This window comes from Rhodococcus sp. NPDC019647, assembly GCF_044389235.1.
Lineage (GTDB): Bacteria > Actinomycetota > Actinomycetes > Mycobacteriales > Mycobacteriaceae > Rhodococcus_F > Rhodococcus_F oxybenzonivorans.
This window is the reverse complement of sequence record NZ_JBIRXS010000005.1, coordinates 244,132-258,779: the sequence shown is the minus strand read 5'-3', so window position 1 is coordinate 258,779 and position 14,648 is coordinate 244,132. Positions and strand designations below refer to the sequence as shown.

The 14,648-nt window shown below is 66.0% G+C and carries 14 protein-coding genes; 7 read left to right on the top strand and 7 right to left on the bottom strand.

The features are described from left to right. Positions 1-111: 111 nt before the first annotated feature. Complete coding sequence (gene mdo / locus ACH49N_RS13825; protein ID WP_317767948.1) at positions 112-1,383, bottom strand: NDMA-dependent methanol dehydrogenase; 1,272 nt, start codon at positions 1,381-1,383, stop codon at positions 112-114. 314 nt (positions 1,384-1,697) lie between these two features. On the opposite strand from mdo, the gene ACH49N_RS13820 reads away from it, so the two are divergent. Beyond that, entirely contained in the window at positions 1,698-2,753 is a 1,056-nt protein-coding gene (locus ACH49N_RS13820; RefSeq protein ID WP_159925525.1) for a ferredoxin--NADP reductase, read from the top strand. 19 nt (positions 2,754-2,772) lie between these two features. Here ACH49N_RS13820 and ACH49N_RS13815 read toward each other — a convergent pair whose 3' ends face one another. Both ACH49N_RS13815 and ACH49N_RS13810 read right to left on the bottom strand, forming a co-directional pair. Next, positions 2,773-3,369, bottom strand: a complete 597-nt coding sequence (locus ACH49N_RS13815; protein ID WP_159925523.1) for a CHAP domain-containing protein — start codon at positions 3,367-3,369, stop codon at positions 2,773-2,775. Positions 3,370-3,403: 34 nt separating this feature from the next. Beyond that, the gene (locus ACH49N_RS13810; RefSeq protein WP_201453653.1) at positions 3,404-4,135 is read right to left on the bottom strand and encodes a DNA alkylation repair protein; all 732 of its coding nucleotides are present in this window, start codon (positions 4,133-4,135) and stop codon (positions 3,404-3,406) included. Between the two features lie 157 nt (positions 4,136-4,292). On the opposite strand from ACH49N_RS13810, the gene ACH49N_RS13805 reads away from it, so the two are divergent. Together ACH49N_RS13805 and ACH49N_RS13800 are read left to right on the top strand one after the other, a co-directional pair. Then, positions 4,293-4,658, top strand: a complete 366-nt coding sequence (locus ACH49N_RS13805; protein ID WP_201453447.1) for an SPW repeat protein — start codon at positions 4,293-4,295, stop codon at positions 4,656-4,658. Between the two features lie 110 nt (positions 4,659-4,768). Then, positions 4,769-5,422 (top strand): TetR/AcrR family transcriptional regulator, encoded by a 654-nt coding sequence (locus ACH49N_RS13800; protein WP_250768771.1) that lies wholly within the window; start codon positions 4,769-4,771, stop codon positions 5,420-5,422. Here the strand turns inward: ACH49N_RS13800 and ACH49N_RS13795 are convergent. The 4 genes from ACH49N_RS13795 to ACH49N_RS13780 form a co-directional block, all read right to left on the bottom strand. Further along, complete coding sequence (locus ACH49N_RS13795) at positions 5,410-6,204, bottom strand: glutamate racemase (protein ID WP_159925517.1); 795 nt, start codon at positions 6,202-6,204, stop codon at positions 5,410-5,412. The genes ACH49N_RS13800 and ACH49N_RS13795 overlap by 13 nt on opposite strands. A 32-nt stretch (positions 6,205-6,236) precedes the next feature. After that, positions 6,237-7,418, bottom strand: coding sequence for an FAD-dependent oxidoreductase (locus ACH49N_RS13790; protein ID WP_317767947.1), 1,182 nt, complete (start codon positions 7,416-7,418; stop codon positions 6,237-6,239). Between the two features lie 84 nt (positions 7,419-7,502). Then, positions 7,503-10,034 (bottom strand): ABC transporter permease, encoded by a 2,532-nt coding sequence (locus ACH49N_RS13785; protein WP_159925513.1) that lies wholly within the window; start codon positions 10,032-10,034, stop codon positions 7,503-7,505. A gap of 4 nt (positions 10,035-10,038) precedes the next feature. Further along, a complete protein-coding gene (locus tag ACH49N_RS13780; protein WP_109331726.1) occupies positions 10,039-10,830 on the bottom strand; it encodes an ABC transporter ATP-binding protein in 792 nt (263 codons plus the stop codon). Positions 10,831-11,051: 221 nt separating this feature from the next. Between ACH49N_RS13780 and ACH49N_RS13775 the strand changes: the two genes are divergently transcribed. The 4 genes from ACH49N_RS13775 (at position 11,052) to ACH49N_RS13760 (ending at position 14,580) form a co-directional block, all read left to right on the top strand. After that, positions 11,052-11,876, top strand: a complete 825-nt coding sequence (locus tag ACH49N_RS13775; protein ID WP_317767946.1) for a hypothetical protein — start codon at positions 11,052-11,054, stop codon at positions 11,874-11,876. A 71-nt stretch (positions 11,877-11,947) separates the two neighbouring features. Beyond that, a complete protein-coding gene (locus ACH49N_RS13770) occupies positions 11,948-13,510 on the top strand; it encodes a long-chain-fatty-acid--CoA ligase (protein WP_317767945.1) in 1,563 nt (520 codons plus the stop codon). After that, on the top strand, positions 13,507-13,953 hold the full coding sequence (locus ACH49N_RS13765; protein ID WP_159925507.1) for a YchJ family protein: 447 nt from the start codon (positions 13,507-13,509) through the stop codon (positions 13,951-13,953). The genes ACH49N_RS13770 and ACH49N_RS13765 overlap by 4 nt, the downstream gene beginning before the upstream one ends. 24 nt (positions 13,954-13,977) lie before the next feature. Beyond that, the gene (locus ACH49N_RS13760) at positions 13,978-14,580 is read left to right on the top strand and encodes a hypothetical protein (protein WP_159925505.1); all 603 of its coding nucleotides are present in this window, start codon (positions 13,978-13,980) and stop codon (positions 14,578-14,580) included. The last annotated feature ends 68 nt before the right edge of the window (positions 14,581-14,648 follow it).

Here is a 14,648-nt window from a genome sequence, read left to right as displayed (position 1 = left end):
TTCCGTCCTTCGTCAGCAGTGTCGGTCGTGGGAACGCGTCCGGGGCGGGGCCAGGCCGAGACACGGGGCAAAGGCTGGGACACGCCCGCCCCGGACGCGAGTTCGGTGGAGCTAGTACGAGCTGTTGATCGCGTGGTCGACGACGGGCACCATCGACTCGACCGTCACCTCACGGGGATTTCCGGGCGTGCACCAGTCACCCTGGATGTGCTCGGAGATGGCGCGGATAGTCTTCTCGTCGCCCCGGATGGTGTCGCCGCGGCCCTCGTACTTCTTGGTGTTCATCTGGTTCTTCTCGTACGAGTCGGTGCGGACCTGCCCGAAGTTGTCGGGGATACCGACGTCCTTGGCCAACCGGATCGCGGCCTCGACGGCGGCGTCCGCGGCCTGCACCGTGGTGAGGTTCCGGGTGTCGACACCCAACGCCCCTGCCAACTGCGCGTAGCGCTCGTACCGCGAGGGAAGGTTGTACTCCCACACGCGGGGAAGGGCGATCGCGTTGTTCAAACCGTGGTGGCTGTCGAAGAACGCACTGACCGCGTGCGAGATGGAGTGCACGATGCCGAGACCACCGGAGTTGAATGCCTGCCCGGCGATGTACTGCGCGTTCATCATTCCCTCACGGGCCTTCAGGTTGCGCGGCTCGAACACCGCCTCCCGCAGGTTCTTCGCCACTAGCTCGACGGAGTAGAGCGCGTTGCCCAGAGACGGTGCGAAATCGAGACGGGACACGTAAGGCTCACTGCCGTGGGCGAGTACGTCGAATCCGCAGTAGGCCGTGAAGTGCTGGGGGCAGGTGTAGTACAGCAGCGGGTCGTCGATCGCCAGCGTCACGATGGTCGCCTCGTCGAAGCCGACCCACTTGTGCGGGTTGTTCATGTCGGACGTGTCGGTGATGACGTACGCCCATGAGGTTTCCGAACCGGTACCGGCAGTGGTGGAGACGGCGATGTGCGGCGGGTTCTCCTTGTTGGTCGACTTCGCGAATCCCTCGAACTCGTTGATGTTGCGACCGTCGTGCGCGACCACCACTCGAGCGCCCTTGGCCGCATCGTGGCTGGAGCCACCTCCGACCGAGATGATCGAGTCGCACTTCTCCTTCTGATAGAGGGCCGCGGCCTCCATCACGTTGTAGTCCTTGGGATTCGACTCCACCTTGTCGTACAGCACCACCTCGACGCCCTGGTACTCGATCTTGCCGACCAGTTCCTCGATAATTCCCGAACCGCGCAGACCGGTGGTCATGAGCAGCGTCCTCTTGAACCCGAGGTTCTTCGCCTCCACTCCGATGATGTCGTGCGCGCCCACTCCCATCAGTGCCCGCGGGAAGGGGTGGAACTCCTTGATGGGGAAGTCCCAGATCTGGTTGAGCTCGATGGCCATGGCCGTCTCCTCGAAGTTGTCGGTGTCGAAACTGAGCTGCCGGTGGAAGGAAAACCGTCTGCCGGTGTGATCGGCGTCTCAGCTGAGATTCACTGTGACTCACTTCGGGCACTCGTCACAGACCTGCGGGCCCGAACCGTCCGACTGCGGCGCACGAACTCTCCGATCGGCCAGGTGGGCACGGGCCGAACCGGTCAGGGCGGGGCTCGTTACGCTGGAGCGACCCGCTAGGCAAAAACTAGAACCTGTTCTATATTTGAGGCAGATGCAGGAGCGTTTCGACGCTGCGAATCATGGAGAGGACTACACACGCGATGACGACTGTCGAGGTGCCGCACAGCTCACGATCAGCGGTGCTCACGGTGTCCGAAGTGGTCGAGGAAACGTCCGACTCCCGGTCGCTGGTTTTCGACGTCCCCGCCGACCTCGCCGCGAAGTTCGCCTACAAACCCGGTCAGTTCCTCACCCTGCGCATACCCAGTGACCGCACCGGCTCGGTCGCGCGGTGCTACTCGCTGGCCAGCTCACCGTTCAGCGACGACGCACCCAAGGTGACGGTCAAGCGCACCTCCGACGGATACGGGTCCAACTGGCTCTGCGACCACGTCGCCGTCGGTGACACCCTCGAGGTGCTGCCGCCGTCGGGTGTGTTCACCCCGAAGTCCCTCGACCACGACTTCCTGCTGTTTGCCGCAGGCAGTGGCATCACGCCGGTGATCTCGATACTCAAGGCCGCCCTCACGGAAGGGTCCGGCAAAGTCGTACTCTTCTACGCCAACCGGGACGAGAAGTCGGTCATCTTCGCCGAAGAGTTGCGGGAACTCGCCGGCCGGTACCCGAGCCGCCTCGTGTCGATCCACTGGCTCGAGACCGTTCAAGGCCTCCCCTGCGTCGATCAGCTCGCCTCCGCTGTCGCACCCTACGTCGGGCACGAGGCGTTCATGTGCGGACCGACTCCGTTCATGGACACCATCCACAAGGCGCTCGCTGACGCCGGCATGCCGCGCACCCAGGTGCACGCCGAGGTATTCAACTCACTCGCCGGTGACCCCTTCCGCGACGCCGATGTCATCGAGGTCACCGACGACGAAGCGGCCGACGCCGCCACAGTGGAGGTCGAACTCGACGGGGAGGTCCACAATCTCAGCTGGCCCCGCAAGCAGACGCTGGTGGAAATCATGCTCGCCAAAGGTATCGACGTGCCCTATTCCTGCCAGGAGGGCGAGTGCGGATCGTGTGCCTGCACGGTACTCGAAGGTGAGGTCGAGATGGAGAACAGCGAGATCCTCGACCCGGAAGACATCGAGAGCGGCTACATCCTCGGCTGCCAGGCCCGGCCCGTCACGGACCATCTGAAGATCGAGTTCTGACACCCGTCGGCCGCGCCCCTCACTCCAGCCGGCCGAATCCAACCACTGCGGAGTCGCTCGACCAGTCGACGGTGTGCACGCGCACCCGGCCGAACTCGTTGCCTCCCACCGTCGTTGCGGTGTCGTCGTCCACCGCGACGACGAAGTTGGTGTGCTGACCGACCCAACTGGTGTTGTCGTAGAGCACCACGTCGCCGACCGAGGGCCGGTATCCGCTACCGACCTCCTCGAACCGGGACTGCGATTCGTAGTACTCCTGCAGCGTGTACACCCCAGGAATGCGCCAATGTCCCGAATTGGGGTTCGACAGGGGCCGACCGGACTCTCGCATGATCCAGCTGACGAAGTCGGCACACCAGGGTTCCTCCACTCCCTCGGAGTAGAAGGTGCCCGGTCGCTGCCGGCTGTGCTCGGTTTCGAGCAGGTCGATGATCGTCGCCTGCTGGGGCGACAACGCGGACCTGTCCACGGCAGGAAAGTCTGCGGTGTCCCAGGGCAGGTAGCGCGTCGGCGCCCACCACCACACCCCGACTGCCAGCACGGCTGCGAGGGCAAGGACGCCGACGAGGACCGACCCCGTGCGGCGGCGGCGACTAGGGGGATCGGCGAGGGTCATGCCACCGAATGTAGCGGTATCGCGTGCGGCACGGTCAGCGCTGCGCACGGTAGGCGGCTCGCTCCTCGGCCGTCAGGTGCTCGCAGGCATAGCTGAGCGCGGTCCGGCCCATCACGGCGGCGTTGCGGTCGAGAAAATCGGTGAGCAGAGCGCGGTCGACCCGCTTCCCCACCTCCCGCAGCATCCACCCCGTCGCCTTCTGGGTCAGATCCCGTCGGTCACCGAGCACCCGCTGCGCCACCTCCAGCGTGGTCGACGCGTCCCCTCGCCGGATGAACGCAAACGTGCTGAGTAGAGCCACGCGCCGGCGCCACAGGTCGTCATCCGCGGCCAGTCGGAATATCAGGTCCCGTGGTTTCTCGACAAGCCAGGTGCCGAGGATGTGATCGGCGGAGGAATCGACGAGGTCCCAATTGTTGACGCGTCCGCGTAACACGAGGTCGAGGTAGAAGCGGGCCACCTTCTCGACCACGGCGTCCTCGCCGGCGCTGGCTGCAGCCGTGCACTGGGACACCAGAATCAGCAGGCCGGCCAGACGGTGCTCGTGCACGGGGCTGTCGAGCAGGGTCTCGACCTCGGGCGGTTCGAGATCGCGGTGCCGGCGCACCACCCCCCGGGTAGCCGGAACCCGCACACCGATGAATACGTCGCCCTCCCCGTATTCACCCGGTCCGGTCTTGAAAAAGCGCGCGGATCCGACAGCGACTTTCTCGTCTGCCAGTTCAGCGAGTGCCTGGATCACGTCGCGCGCAGTGGAGGTCACCAACGCACTGTCCCACACGCCACCGACACCCTCGAGAATGGTTACGAAATGGCTTTGACCAGCGGCTGACGTTACTGGACTGCAACGACGCAAATATTGATCGGGCGGTCAATCAGGCGTGTACTCGAGGTGGACACAATCCGTTCCGAGGAGGCTGGACATGAAGTCGTGGAGTCGCATGCAAGATATAGCGGCCATCGTGATCGGAGTCTTCGCGGCGCTCTCGCCGCTGTGGCTCGACACGAATAATGCCGCCCGGTGGTCCCTGATCGTGCTGGGCGCTCTCATAGCGCTGTCCGGTCTGGTCCACATGTTCCGTCCGGATTTCACGATGGCCGAATACGCCATGGGCATCTTCGGTGTTCTGCTGTTCCTCTCCCCCTGGGTGATGAACTTCGACGGACTCCGGGGAGCGTCGTGGACCGCGTGGGTGGTCGGCGTGCTCGCGGTGGTCGTGGCCGTCACGGCAATGCCGGTGATGAGTTCCCGGATGCACGGACACGGAGGGCTTGCCACCCATCACTGATCCGTGCCGCATACCGAGAACACCGATTCGAGCGGGGCGAAGGAACGTGGATCCGGCGAAGTCATCGCCGCCCCGGCCTTCGCCCCGCCGTTCACGTCCGGAAAAGGCTCATGCACGCACCTCATCTCGGAATACCCGGCGTTCCCCCACCCCGCAAAGGACGGCGACGGCGTAGCGCGAAGATCGATGGCGATGCCCGGGAGCTGATCCTCGACGCCGCCGAATCCCTTATTGCGACACACGGATTCGACGCCACATCCACCGCCTCCATCGCCTCGGCCGCCCACGTCCCGAAAGGCTTGGTGTTCTACTATTTCCCCGCAAAGACCGACATCCTCCTGGCGTTGCTGTCCGAACGGCTGCCCACCGAACCGTTTCGTGACGTCAGTCCCCTCGTGAGTCCAGGCGATCCGGCGGCGAGCCTGGTGAACCTCGATGCCGCGTTGAATCTGCGCGACCACCACTCGTCGGTGATGCGGTTGATCATCTGGCGCGAGGCCGAGACCCACCCGGATGTTCGCGCTCATCTGCGGCGGTTCCGCGATTACCTCAGAGATATCACCGAACGGCTCCTGCAGGCGAGTTCGCCGTATCCGGTGCAACCGGGCACGTTGCGCGCGTGCGCAACGGCCTGGGTGGCTGCCATGTTCTCGATGGCGGGCAATGACCGTCTCCACGACCTCGACGACCTGCCACGCAGGTACGGCGACGAATTGGACAATGTGGCGCGCGTGGTGGCCGCCGGGATGGTTCAGCTGGGTTGAGACGCGCCCGCTGTGAGCAGTCGGCCGACCGGAAACGCACGCGCGCTCTCGGGGAGGCTGCCGGGTCGACCACTCAGGTAGACCTCGACGGAGCCGGTACGAGCGTGGTGTGCCCCTTCACCGTCACCCGCCTCACCGAGTGCATCGATGCGGCGAATGGTCTGCGCCGCTACCGCTTCCGCGCTGTCGAACAGTTGCACTCCCGCGGGGAGACTTGCCGCGATCTCGTCCGCCACCAGTGGGTAGTGCGTGCATCCCAGCACCACTGCCCCCACATCGTCGGGGGTGCGTGCTGCGGCCGAAGCGATGGCTGCTGTGGCCGCCTCGCGCTCGCCCCGGTCGATGGCCTCGGCCAGCCCGTGACAGGCAATGCTCACCACGGAACTTCCGTTGCCGAAACGCTCGATCAGATCGGCCTGGTACCGGCTCGCCGTGGTGGCCGCTGTCGCCCAGATCGCAACCGAGTCACAGGCAGCGGCCGCGGGCTTGATCGCCGGCACCGTACCGATCACCGGGACACCCGGTCCGACCAACTCCCGCACGTGCTCGAGTGCGGTGACACTCGCCGTGTTGCACGGCAGCACGATCACCTGTGCACCGCGGTCGAGGCAGCGCTGCGCGGTCTCGAGGACTCGATCGATCACCCACTGTTCCGGTTTGGGGCCCCACGGCGCTCCATCCGGATCGAGGGCGAGCATCAGGTTCAGCTCCGGCCGCTTCGTGCGTAGCCACAACGCAGTGGGCAGCATCCCCAGGCCCGAGTCGATGAGCGCAACAATCACCGGTCGAATCTATCGCGTCCTCGCGAACCGCCCTACGCCGACGCGGCCTCGAGAACCTCACCGATCGGTGTGCCGGCGGCGATCTTGGCGCGCATTTTCATCACCGCTCCTGCCATCCCGGCGCCGACGACTCCCGACAGGATGCCGTCGCGCTCGTAATACGCGAGGAACTTACGTCCGTCGTCCTTGACCACGTGCACCACGTCGGTGCCCGCCACGGCGCCCAACGCCTGGATCTTGAGGTCGTACTGGTCGCTCCAGAAGTACGGCACGTGCGCCGCGGGACTTCCACTCCCCGTCCCGGTCAGCGCACCGGCGAGAAGCTTGGCCTGCTCGCCGGCGTTACTCCAGTGCTCGACGCGTTTGCGGCCGCCCACCTGCAGCTGCCACGCGGCCACATCGCCGACGGCCCACACGTGCGGAACCGCTGTCCGGCCGACATCGTCGCAGACCACGCCGTTGTCCAGTTCGACGCCCGACCCCTCGAGCCAACCGGTGACCGGCACCGAGCCGACACCGATCGCGACGACGTCGGCGGTCACCTCGCTGCCGTCACCGAGCACAGCCCCGGTGACCCGATCTGTCCCGGTCAACGACTGCAGGCCGACCCCGGCCCGGAGATCGACGCCCTCGTCCACGTGCAGTCGCGCCACCAGGCCACCGATCTTCTCGCCCAGGATCGACGCGAGCGGTGTCGGTTGCGGCTCGACGAGCACCACATCCAGCCCGCCGGCCCGCATGCTGGCCGCGAGTTCGCAACCGATGAAACCGGCGCCCACGATCAGCGCACGCCGGGCATCGGCCATGTCCGATCGCAGCGCGAGGCACTCGTCGATGGAACGGAGAACGTGGATGCCGGCCAGTTCCGGTAGACCGGGGATGCGGCGTGGCACGAGGCCGGTGGCGATCACAAGTTCGTCGTAGGCCACCTCGGAGCCGTCCGCGAGTCTCAGGATGCGGGATTCCGGATCGAGAGAGGCCGCTACGACACCGAGCCGCAGTTCGATGTTCTTCTCGTCGAAGAATTCCCGCGGCTTGAGGGTGGTGTCGCTCTTCTCGCCACGCACCACCTCCTTCGACAGCGGCGGCCGGTCGTAGGGCAGGTGTGGCTCACCGCCCAGAAGTACCAGGTCACCCGCGTACCCCGCCCGTCGGAGTTCCTCAGCTGTGCGCAGGCCTGCCAGACCCGCTCCTACGATGACGATCTTCTGCACTGTCCCGTACCCGCCCAATCTGCCGACGCGACCCACATGATCGCCATCACATTCCGTGCACCAGTCATATCAAATGCTCACGGGTCAGAGGTCGGCGATGGCCTCGAGCGGGCGAGTGCGTGCTGCCCGGCTCGCGGGCCACAACGCTGCCAGCACCCCGACCACGCCGGATCCGAGGAGCATGGCGGTGACCTGCCCCCACGGCACCGTCACCTGCTCGAGCCCCTGATCCTTCAACGTGCTCACGAAGCCCCACCCGAAAGCGATTCCGAGCAACACCCCGACCGCGGCACCGAACACCGCGATGAGCATCGACTCCAGGTAGATGGTGCGACGCATCTGCGCACGCTGCATTCCGACGGCCCGGAGCATGCCGATCTCGCGGCGTCGCTCCACCACGGACAGGGCGAGCGTGTTGATGATTCCCAGGATCGCGATCACGACGGCGAGGGCGAGCAGTCCGTAGAGAATGGCGAGGAGGGTGTCGATCTGAGCACCCTGTGTTCCCTTGAACTGCTCTCGGTCCTGCACCTGAACCACGACGAACTGTTTGGTCGCGGCCTCGAGGTCTGACCGTAGTTGCGTCAGGTCTGTTCCCGGCTTCGCGTCGATCAGCACGGTGAAGGCCGGCAGGGTTGCGGCGGGCATCACCTGGCGATACACGTCGTCGGACACCACCCACTCCCCGATCAGCTGGTTGTCCTCGAACACTCCCGCCACCTGCGCGTCGACGACCTTGCCGTCGGCGCTCTTCATCGGAACCGTCGAACCGAGGGTCCAGCCCTTGTCCGTGGCCGCTGTCTGGGAGACCAGCAGGTGATTGGCCGTGAGGTCGGCGGCGCCCTCGACGAGGGTGTAGTCGAGCACCCCGTCGATGGGACCTTCGAGTGAGGCGCCCTGCTCTGCTTCGTCGTCGACCGTGACGGACACGGGGTGCAGAGCGGTGGCACTCTGGACGCTGTCGAGGTTCCGGACGGCGCGCGCCGCGCCGGACGGGACACCGATCTGGTTGGGTCCGGTGAGGATGTAGTCGGCGGTCACTCCCACGTCGACGAGCTGATTGACGCCCGTTTTGGCCGAAGACCCGAATACGCCGATCACCGAAACGAGCATGAGTCCCAGCGTGAGGGCGAACGCAGTCGCGGCCGTGCGCCGAGGATTACGGACGGCGTTGGTGCGGGCGAGCCTGCCGACCGGCCCGAACGGTTTCGCGAGGACGGCGCCGAGTGCACCGACCACCGGCCGGGACAGTGCAGGCGCGGCGAACAGCACGGCCAGGATCAGGCCCAGGGCACCGATACCCACCACTGCGGCCGCACCGCCTCCCGTCCCTCGCGAACCGACGACGAGGCCCACCACACCGAGCGCGCCGAGCACCGCACCGACGATCGTCCGGATCCGCAGCGAATCCCCGGTGGACGCGAATTCCTCACGCATCGCTGCCACGGGCGGAACCTTGGCCGCTCGACGGGCCGGTGCGTACGCACTGACCGTCGTGACGACGACACCGATCACCAGGGCGACGAGGATGGTCCGTGGTCCGACCTGGAGCGGCCCCTCGGGCAGGCCGAGGTCGAACGCGTTGAGCACTGTGCGCAGAGCGTAGGCCAGGCCGATCCCGGCGGCGATTCCGATCGCACTGCCGATCACTCCCACGACGAGTGCTTCGAAGACCACCGACCGGCCGACCTGCTGACGGCTGGCTCCGATTGCACGAAGCAGGGCCAGCTCGCGCAGTCGCTGAGCGACGATCATCGAGAACGTGTTGTAGATGATGAAGGTGCCCACCAGAAGGGCGATTGCACCGAATGCCAGCAGGAAATAGTTGACGAAACTCAGTGCCTCCGAGATTTCGGCCTTGGTCTCCTCGCGCACCTCGTCGCCCGTCTGCACCTGGGCATCGGGAAGGGCCGCGGCGATCCGGTCCCGCAGATCAGCCTGCGACAGACCGGTTCCGGCGACATCGAGGTACTCGACGTGCTCTCCGTCGGTGAACAGCTCACGCGCCTGGGAGTCCACGAACGTGGCGCTGAGGAAGCCACCGGTGTCGTTGCCCGTGGAATAGATGCCGGACACCGTCACGTCCACCATGCCGCGGGCAGGGACCAGGACCTTCGTGGTGTCGCCGACGGTGAGACCGGCGCGCTCGGCGGCGCTCGCGTTGACCGCGATCTGGCCGACCTCGGCCGGCGGAGTGCCCTCGAGGTACTCGTCGGCCTCACCCAGCGCCTGGTCCGGCGGCAGGTAGGACTCCCCGACGCTCGGCGCTCCCCCGGTCTGCACGGCAGCGCCATCGGAGCCGATGAGCACGATTTGTCCGCTGACCGAGGGCGCCACCTTGCGGACTCCGTCGACCGCGACGACCGTGTCCACGTCCGCGAGTGGAATACCGCGCGAGTTCTCCTCGGCGCTCGACACCCGGACGTCGACGCCCTGGGCGGTGTTCTCGAAAATCGAATCGAAGGTCTTCTGAAGTGTGTCGGTGAAGACGAAGGACCCGGCGACGAAGGCGGTGCCGAGGACGACGGAGAGGACGGTCAGGGCGAGCCGCACCTTGTGGGCGGCGAGATTGCGCAGAGAAACCTTGCGCATGGGAGCGCGAGAGGTGGACGCCATACCGTCAGACCACCGCGTCCGTGGCGAGTGCATGGGCGCCGCCGGATACCGATGCCGGCTCGTCGAGCCGCTTCATCGTGTCGAGGACCGAATCGGCGGTCGGATCTCTCAACTCGTCGACGATCTTCCCGTCCGCGAGGAACACCACCCGGTCGGCGTACGCTGCCGCGCGCGGATCGTGCGTGACGATCACGACCGTCTGGTGGAACTCGTCGACGGCCGCACGCAGGATGGACAGCACCTCCCCCGAGGACTTCGAGTCGAGGTTTCCGGTGGGCTCGTCACCGAAGATGATCTCCGGCTGTCCGGCGAGCGCCCTGGCGCATGCCACCCGTTGCTGCTGTCCGCCGGACAACTCGCCGGGGCGATGCCCGAGGCGGTCCTGCAGACCCAGTTTGTCCAGCACGTTGTTCAACCACACCGCGTCGGGGGCCCGGCCCGCGATGTCGAGCGGAAGCGTGATGTTCTCGAGAGCGGTGAGGGTCGGCACCAGGTTGAACGCCTGGAAGACGAACCCGATACGGTCGCGGCGCAGCTGCGTCATCTGCTTGTCCGACAGCGTCGTCAGCTCGGTGTCGCCGATGAGCACCGAACCCGAACTGGCCGAGTCCAACCCGGCGAGGCAATGCATCAACGTCGACTTACCGGACCCGGAGGGGCCCATGATCGCAGTGAACTCACCACGGGCGAACTCCGCGGATACCGCGCTGAGCGCGTGGACCTGGGTGTCGCCGGTGCCGTAGGTCTTCGACAGCTCGACAGCACGGGCAGCGACAGCGGGGGCATGCGTGCTCATGATCGCCTTTCGTTTCTTCCGTGACGGCCCCACCCCGTGGTGACGGGTCGGGCCGGCGCGCGGGGCGCACTCCACCATCTTGTCGAGAGGTGGGTCGGGCCGCCATCGGGGACCACCCTGATCTTTCGCGGACGACGATCGTGGACCGGCACCGCGGAAACCTGAGCAGCGCGAGAGGCGGGCTGAGAGAATTCGGACACACCGGCGCGAAGGAGAAGCTCATGACCACCGAGTCCCCTAAGCCGAGAGCAGGCGCGCGATTCGTCGACGCCTTCCTCCAGTCGCCTTTCGCCGGACTGACTCCGTGGATCGTGATGTCGCTGCTGTCAGGTCCGGGACGGTTCGAGGAATCGGTCGCCGCCGCTCTCGCGTTGTCGATCCTGTTCCTGTTTCTCAGCCATCGCCGGGGTGGAACCCTCAAACCCCTCGAAGTGTTCGACATCGTCTACTTCGGCTGCCTCGCCGCTATCGGACTGTTCGCCTCCGACACGGTGATCACGTGGCTGGAGACGTGGTCGGGTGAAATGTCGAGCCTTGCGCTGGTCGTTTTCGCGTTCGGCTCACTGCTGCTGCGCAACCCGTTCACCCTGCCGTACGCGAAAGAGACCACACCTGAGGAGTATTGGAGCTCACCGCTCTTCCTGGCGATCAACCAGCGCATCACACTGGTGTGGGCCCTGTCGTTCACGGTATCGGCGGCGGCCGGGCTGTTCGGCGACGCGGTGCTGGGGCAACCGGACAACTTCTGGACGGGCTGGATCATTCCGATCGGGGCGTTGCTGTTCGCCCTGTCCTTCACCGAGTGGTATCCGGATGTGGCGACTGCGCGGGCGCCGCGGGAACCCGGAGAACCGGAAGAAGTGGCACCACCACTCCTGAAACTGTTCGAGTTCCTGCCACCGTTCGTGATGGGCGTGGGAATCGCCATGCTCGTCACCGACAATGACCCGGACTGGCTGGCGATCGCGCTCATCGTGGTCGGAATAGTCGCCGGCGCCGCGTTTCGCCGCACCGGCGCACGCAGGCCGGCCGCTTCCGCCGGGTGAGGGCAAAACCGTCCTGAGCCGTCCCCCGGCCACTAACCTTGTGACTGATGTCACACAGGAGAGGTGGGCGCATGTCGGACGCCGCGAACGGAATCATCTTCGACCGGCTCGCGCACTGGGCGCAGTTCCGACCGAACACCATCGCCGTGCAGTTCCAGGATCGCGCGTACACGTGGTCCGAATGGCGCGACCGCATTCTGCAGATCGCCGGAGCTCTGGCGGAAGGAGGAATACGACAGGGAGACACGGTGGCCTTTCTCGACAAAAATCACCTCTCCTGCCTGGAGGTGACCTACGCGGCGGGTGTGCTCGGAGCGGCCACCGCGGTTCCCAACTGGCGGCTCGCCGGCGAGGAACTCGACTACGTGATCAACGACTGCCATGCCCGAATCCTCTTCGTCGGGAACGAGTTTCTGCAACAGGTCATGGCGCTGCGCGATCGGATGACCGGTATCGAGCAATTCATCACCGTCGGTGGTGAGCACGACGAATTCGAGCCGTGGTTGACGGAGGCGTCCCCGTTGTGGCGGCCGCCCGTCGTGGATCCCGAGTCGACGACGTTGATTCTCTACAGCTCCGGAACCACCGGTAAGCCGAAGGGAGTGCAGCTGACGCACCGCAACCTGAACGCCCACAACGTCGACGCACTCGCCGTGCTTCCCGCCCGGGAGGACGACTGCTTCCTCGTCGCGATGCCGCTCTTTCACGTCGGTGGTAGCTGTTACGCGATCATGGGAATCCACGCCGGCGCTCGATGCCATGTCGCTCGCGATGCCGATGCCCCGTCACTGTTCGCAGGTCTTGCCGCCGGAGCCACTATCGCGTTCCTCGTTCCGCCGGTGATCGCGGGCGTCCTGGCCGCAGGCGAACAGGCCCTCGCCGCATTCGGCGCGCTCCGCCGCATCACGTACGGAGCGGCGCCGATGCCACTGCCGCTACTCCGGAGCGCGTTGGCTGCTTGGCCCAGGACGGAATTCGTCCAGGTGTACGGGATGACCGAATGCGCCGGTGTCGTCACAGCCCTCCTCCCCGAGGTGCACCGCGACGAAACGCAGGTCGAACGCATGGCGTCGGCGGGACAGCCCATTCCCGGCGTCGAGATGCGCATCGTGGACCCCGTTACCACCCGGGACGTCGCTCCCGGGGAAACCGGCGAATTATGGTGGCGCACGGAGCAGCGGACGCCGGGCTATCTCGGCAAACCCGAGGCGACGGCCGAGGCGATCACCGCCGACGGGTGGCTCCGCAGCGGCGACATGGGGCGCGCGGACGCGGACGGATTCGTCTACATCGAGGACCGTCTCAAGGACATGATCATCACCGGCGGCGAAAACGTCTACTCGCCCGAGATCGAGCGGGTGCTGGTCGAACACCCTGCGGTGGCGGAGGTGGCGGTGATCGGTGTGCCCGACGAGCATTGGGGCGAAACTGTGAAGGCGATCGTCGTCCCCGTCGAGGGAACCGTCGCCGACCCGGACGAGCTGATCCATTACACCCACCAGCGTCTGGCAAAGTTCAAATGCCCGACCAGCATCGACGTCGTCGAGATGCTGCCGCGCAATCCGACGGGGAAAATCCTCAAACGGGAACTACGTGCACCGTACTGGAAGGACCGCAGCCACAAGCTGGTGTGAGCACCATCCATACTGGAGTCGTGACCGGTCGATGCCCCTGCCTTCTCGGTGAGCCGTACGACGACTGCTGCGGACGGTTCCACCGCGGCGAGGCCACCGCCCCGACCGCCGAGCGGCTCATGCGGTCCCGTTTCAGCGCCTTCGCCGTCCTCGACGCCGACTATCTCCTGGCAACCTGGCATCCGAGCACCCGGCCTGACGGCCTCGACCTCGATCCCGCGCAGCGGTGGACCCGGCTCGACATCCTCGGGTCGAGCGGCGGCGGACTCCTCGACACCGCCGGCACCGTCGAGTTCCGGGCCCATTTCGTGTTGGACGGCGAGCGCGGCTCGCTCCACGAGAACAGCCGTTTCGTCCGCGTGGACGGTCGCTGGCTGTATCTCGACGCACGTGCGGCCGGCCTCTCAGTAATTAAGCCGGGGCGGCGGCTCCCACCTGTCTGATCGCCTCCGGCTTACGATCGAAACATGAACAACCACCGGATCGGCCCCGTCGCCGTCTTCGCCGCCTGCGCGCTGGCCTTGACACTCACCGGATGTTCGGAGTCGAACTCCGCCAGCAGTGTCGCGGCGACGTCACCCGCCGCCGCGGCGACCACGAGCACCGCACTCGAACCCGACGCATCGACGGTCCCGACCGACGCGTCGCCGAAGTCGTCCGAGGCGTCCGGTCCGGCGAAACTGACGGTGACCGACATCCGGATCGGTCGGCACGAGGGCTTCGATCGAGTGGTCTACGAACTCGGCGGAACGGGCACGCCGGGCTGGCGGGTCGAGTACGTCGACGAGGCCGTTCAGGACGGCAGCGGCAGGTCGATCCCGATGTCGGGCAACGGAATTCTCCAAGTGCTGATCGACGGCTCCGCATATCCCTTCGACAGCGGCGTGGAAGGGTATGCCGGTCCGAACCCATTGCCCGGGGAGCCCGGCGGGGTGGTGACCGAGGTCAACGGTGCCCTCGTCTTCGAAGGTGTCACCCAATCGTTCATCGGCGTGACGCGCCCCGACCTGCCGTTCACGGTGTCGAGTTTGTCGGGACCGACGAGGGTGGTCGTCGACATCGCGAGGTAGGGAGCACGCTCGGCACCCCAGCGCTTGACCTCGAGTTCGGTTCAGGTTCTACCGTCGTGTCATACCCA

Bases quoted from the DNA above. Each gene is read 5' to 3' on its own strand.
- ACH49N_RS13760 (WP_159925505.1), top strand. From the start codon at position 13,978: ATGAACAACCACCGGATCGGCCCCGTCGCCGTCTTCGCCGCCTGCGCG.
- mdo (WP_317767948.1), bottom strand. From the start codon at position 1,383: ATGGCCATCGAGCTCAACCAGATCTGGGACTTCCCCATCAAGGAGTTC.
- ACH49N_RS13775 (WP_317767946.1), top strand. From the start codon at position 11,052: ATGACCACCGAGTCCCCTAAGCCGAGAGCAGGCGCGCGATTCGTCGAC.
- ACH49N_RS13805 (WP_201453447.1), top strand. From the start codon at position 4,293: ATGAAGTCGTGGAGTCGCATGCAAGATATAGCGGCCATCGTGATCGGA.
- ACH49N_RS13780 (WP_109331726.1), bottom strand. From the start codon at position 10,830: ATGAGCACGCATGCCCCCGCTGTCGCTGCCCGTGCTGTCGAGCTGTCG.
- ACH49N_RS13800 (WP_250768771.1), top strand. From the start codon at position 4,769: ATGCACGCACCTCATCTCGGAATACCCGGCGTTCCCCCACCCCGCAAA.
- ACH49N_RS13820 (WP_159925525.1), top strand. From the start codon at position 1,698: ATGACGACTGTCGAGGTGCCGCACAGCTCACGATCAGCGGTGCTCACG.
- ACH49N_RS13770 (WP_317767945.1), top strand. From the start codon at position 11,948: ATGTCGGACGCCGCGAACGGAATCATCTTCGACCGGCTCGCGCACTGG.
- ACH49N_RS13815 (WP_159925523.1), bottom strand. From the start codon at position 3,369: ATGACCCTCGCCGATCCCCCTAGTCGCCGCCGCCGCACGGGGTCGGTC.
- ACH49N_RS13785 (WP_159925513.1), bottom strand. From the start codon at position 10,034: ATGGCGTCCACCTCTCGCGCTCCCATGCGCAAGGTTTCTCTGCGCAAT.